Here is a 3,276-nt window from a genome sequence, read left to right as displayed (position 1 = left end):
CCGGATCCACACCGGCGAGAGGCCCTATAAGTGTACGGTCTGCGACAAAAGCTTCCATCAACCCAGTCAATTGATGCTGCATTCCCGCACACACACCGGCGAGAGGCCCTATAAGTGTGGTGAGTGCGACAAGAGCTTCATTCAATCCAGTGACCTCACCAGACATACCCGCACCCACACCGGCGAGAGGCCCTATAAGTGTGATAAGTGCGACAAGAGCTTTACACGAGGCACCTGGCTGAAAAAACACACCTGCTCCCACACCGACCGGCAAAAGTCTCTTTTGCCGTGAAAAATATTTTGCTTAACCATTTTGGCTCTTCCTCATTTTGAGTGGGTGATTTTATCGATTCACCTCACTCAAACAGGGGAAGCTACAAATATTCAGTCGTTATTACTTGCTTCGCACCATGCATAGATGGCTATACGGTCTATCCTCTTTGAGCATGAATTAACTTGTCTGATATGATCTGCCAATAGAGAGAAACAACGATGCAGGCTGTTTCCAAGTGAGCTTATACCAGAGTGCGCCAATGAGTCTTCATACCAATCTTGCCGGACAGTTGCGCAACACCAATTTACCTAAGTCCGATGGACTGTTGCCAGTTTTTGAAGCAGTTGTTAACTCGATCCAGGCCCTCGAAGAAGCCAATCGGCTATCAACAGGCCAGATTACCCTTGAGATTGTCCGTAACCCTCAGCAGCAAATGCACTCAGGGAAAGAGGCTGAGCAGGAAATCATTAAAGACTTCATCATCACAGATAATGGTGTTGGTTTTAATGATGCTAACATGACATCGTTTGAAACCCTGGATTCCGACCACAAAATCGATAAGAGTTGTCGAGGCATTGGTCGCCTGATGTGGTTGAAAGCATTTGATCTGGCCAAAGTTGACAGCATTTTTTATCAGAACGGCAGTTTTCATTTTCGGCACAGAAAGGTGTTCAGTCAGAGCCCGTTGCTGATGTTAGTGACAAAACAGCACGTACAGTATTAACCCTGCATGGCTTTGATAAAACCTGTTACTCAAGTTGCCGTAAAACGGCTTGCGCGATAGCAGAAGCTCTACTCGAACACTGCCTCTGGTATTTCGTAAGGAACCCAACTATACCCGGCATCGTTGAGAAGGACGGTTCTGAAACTATTTCCCTCAGTACTATTTTTGACCAGTGCATGCACTCAAAAGCAACGAGCAAGCAAGTCAAAATAAAGGAACACAGTTTCGAGCTCACTCATATCAAATTTCGGGCAGGTGTGAATAAAAACCAGATCTATTCGCTCTGAATGTATTTGACAACCCAATGTTGGTATCTGATAAAAAGAATTTGCCACTGGCTTCTATCACAGTGGTTGAGATAAAAAGGCCAATGCGGAACGATGCCGCTGAAGGAGAAGAAAAAGACCCTATTGACCAGGCGCTTACGTACCTTGAACGTGTTCGTGACAGACAGGCAAAAACCTCAAATGGTTTACTGATTCCTAATTCCAAAGACGTACCTGGCTTCTGCTATATATTGTGCGATCTGACTTCTACCATGCTCAAAAGGTGTAAAAACTGGGATTTAACAGCAACCGCAGATCACATGGGGTACTTTGGCTATAACAAAAACTACAGCGCCTTTATCGAAGTAATCTCCTATAACCGGCTGGTACAATCTGCCAAAGAAAGAAATAAGGCTTTCTTTGACAAACCGGGATTACCAACAACATAAAATTTTCGTGCTTCGCGGTAGCAGCCCTACGACTGCTACCGCCCTGATCAAAAACGCAACTCACCCCTTCAACAAATCAGACACCACCCGGGCAAACCCTCTGGCCAACTCCGGATACGACAGATACTGCAACATCATCTCCTGATGCGCTTCACTACTCTCCATCACCGCATCATCAATGGCCCGGGGGAAGTCACCTGACAACGCTTGTTCCGCCGTATTGTTCTCAATCTGCTTCATCACCGTGGCGTTCTCAGCCAGCTTGTCCCGCACGGTGCAGGCGTAGTTGATCATATCCTTTTCAGTCAGGTTATCGGTGACAAAAAGATCATTCAGCCGCTCCAGAATCTGCGACATAAACTCATAAAACCGGGTAAAGCTGCCCAGGTCTTTCTTGAAAATCTCCAGCCGGTCTTTCTCCCGCTTGCACTCCTTCATGCTGTTTTCCGCATTGGCTAACAGCACCGCGTCGTTAGTTGCCAACTTGTTACGCTCGAAGATTTTCCGGGTTTACTGTTAGGCATCCACGGCAGAGCTGTACCGTTTCTGCCAGCGCTTCACCGCTGGTTTGCAGATATTGCTGATGGCGGCATTGCGGGACAGGGTCTGCACACACTCCACGCCACCCAACGGTTTATCCACGTACATGTCGCACAGCCTGGGCTGGTCAAAACCGGTCTGGAACTTATTGGCAACCAGCATCACCTGATAATCGTCGGTATCAAACGCCTTGCGCATCTCCCAACCTTTCAGGCCCGGGTTCATACTCTTCTCGGTAAACTTCTGATCCAACAACGCTGCGCTACCCGGATCATCTTTCGAAAACTCCACCTCGCCAGAGAACGCCACCATCACTTGAATAGAGCTCTTTTCTTCCGCCAGATACTTGTCAAACGCCAGCTTGTAACGCACCGCTTCCTTACGGGAGCTGGTCACCACCATCGCTTTCGCCTGCCCGTGGAGCAGCCCCATCACATGGGTTCGGTAGTGATCAACAATCACCCGAACTTTCTGGGAGATATTGTAATCGTGCAGCCGCACCCAGCGGCTCAGCTTCACCCTGGCCTTTTTGCTGTCCACCTCCTCGGCCGCTGCTTCCAACTTCTGGGCAAGTTTGTAGGCCACCTTGTAGTTGGTGTAGTTCTTCAGCACATCAAGGATAAACCCTTCCTCAATGGCCTGGCGCATGGAGTACACATGAAAGGCGACAGGGATATTCTTGATTGAAGGTGGCGCATCCGGATTGGGCAGACGACCAAAGGTTTCTAATGTTTTCGCTTTCGGTGTGTCGGTAAACGCAAAATAGCTCAGGTTACTGTTATGCCGACGAGCCGCCACTGAAGCATTCAACTTATCTTCGGATGACAGCTCCAGGACTTTCGCTTCCCCATCCACCATCAGCACCTGCTTCAACCGCCTGGCAGTATCGCCAGTCTGGGAGGAATGAGCTTCATCGGCAATCACCGCATAGCGCCACTGTTGCAGGCTGACACTATCGGCAATGGCATCCAGGAGGCTGTCCGAGAATAGACTGCCCTGCTGCGGTGGCAGCAAATTGGTCTA

The 3,276-nt window shown here is 48.9% G+C and carries 5 protein-coding genes; 3 read left to right on the top strand and 2 right to left on the bottom strand.

All coding sequences use genetic code 11. From position 1 onward, the window contains the following. The 3 genes from KDK14_RS10615 to KDK14_RS10605 all read left to right on the top strand — a co-directional run. Positions 1-292 (top strand): C2H2-type zinc finger protein (locus KDK14_RS10615; RefSeq protein ID WP_257265079.1); only part of this gene is annotated, 292 nt, incomplete at its 5' end. A gap of 217 nt (positions 293-509) precedes the next feature. Next, positions 510-998 (top strand): hypothetical protein, encoded by a 489-nt coding sequence (locus KDK14_RS10610; RefSeq protein WP_257265078.1) that lies wholly within the window; start codon positions 510-512, stop codon positions 996-998. A gap of 304 nt (positions 999-1,302) precedes the next feature. Continuing rightward, entirely contained in the window at positions 1,303-1,713 is a 411-nt protein-coding gene (locus tag KDK14_RS10605) for a hypothetical protein (protein WP_257265077.1), read from the top strand. Positions 1,714-1,773: 60 nt separating this feature from the next. Here KDK14_RS10605 and KDK14_RS10600 read toward each other — a convergent pair whose 3' ends face one another. Together KDK14_RS10600 and KDK14_RS10595 are read right to left on the bottom strand one after the other, a co-directional pair. Then, entirely contained in the window at positions 1,774-2,196 is a 423-nt protein-coding gene (locus KDK14_RS10600) for a hypothetical protein (RefSeq protein ID WP_257265076.1), read from the bottom strand. Positions 2,197-2,229: 33 nt separating this feature from the next. Further along, a complete protein-coding gene (locus KDK14_RS10595; protein ID WP_257265075.1) occupies positions 2,230-3,267 on the bottom strand; it encodes a hypothetical protein in 1,038 nt (345 codons plus the stop codon). Positions 3,268-3,276: the final 9 nt, after the last annotated feature.

It is taken from the genome of Endozoicomonas sp. ONNA2 (assembly GCF_024606365.1).
Classification (GTDB): Bacteria; Pseudomonadota; Gammaproteobacteria; order Pseudomonadales; family Endozoicomonadaceae; genus Endozoicomonas.
The sequence above is the reverse complement of the archived record's forward strand: the minus strand, read 5'-3'. Positions and strand labels throughout refer to the sequence as shown.

Excerpts from the sequence above, each read along its gene's own strand:
- KDK14_RS10605 (WP_257265077.1), top strand. The coding sequence starts at position 1,303 with ATGTTGGTATCTGATAAAAAGAATTTGCCACTGGCTTCTATCACAGTG.